This window comes from Rhodoplanes roseus, assembly GCF_003258865.1.
GTDB lineage: Bacteria > Pseudomonadota > Alphaproteobacteria > Rhizobiales > Xanthobacteraceae > Rhodoplanes > Rhodoplanes roseus.
Genome location: NZ_NPEX01000880.1, coordinates 1 through 261, shown reverse-complemented (window position 1 = coordinate 261; position 261 = coordinate 1). Strand labels below are relative to the sequence as shown.

The following is a 261-nucleotide window of genomic DNA, read 5'->3' as shown; positions in this document are numbered from 1 at the left end:
CGCGCGATGCGAGAGAGGCCTTCATCCCGGCGTGTCCCATGGCGATCCCATCGGTCACGGTAATGGTGGTGAATTCGCGCGGCGTACCTTTGGCCGATGCAACGCCCTTCTTGACGACCTGCGCCTGTCGAGACAGCGCAATGTTGCACGGAGCGGCCTCGTTCCAGCAGGTCGCCACACCCACTAACGGCTGATGGATTTCCTCAGTCCCGAGACCCATCGCATAGTAATAGGAGCGGTGCGGCGCACGCGACGGACCCT

General features: G+C 62.8%; 1 protein-coding gene. It reads right to left on the bottom strand.

What is annotated here, in order from left to right; genetic code table 11:
- Positions 1-261 (bottom strand): dihydroxy-acid dehydratase domain-containing protein (locus tag CH341_RS32840; RefSeq protein WP_210208740.1); only part of this gene is annotated, 261 nt, incomplete at both ends.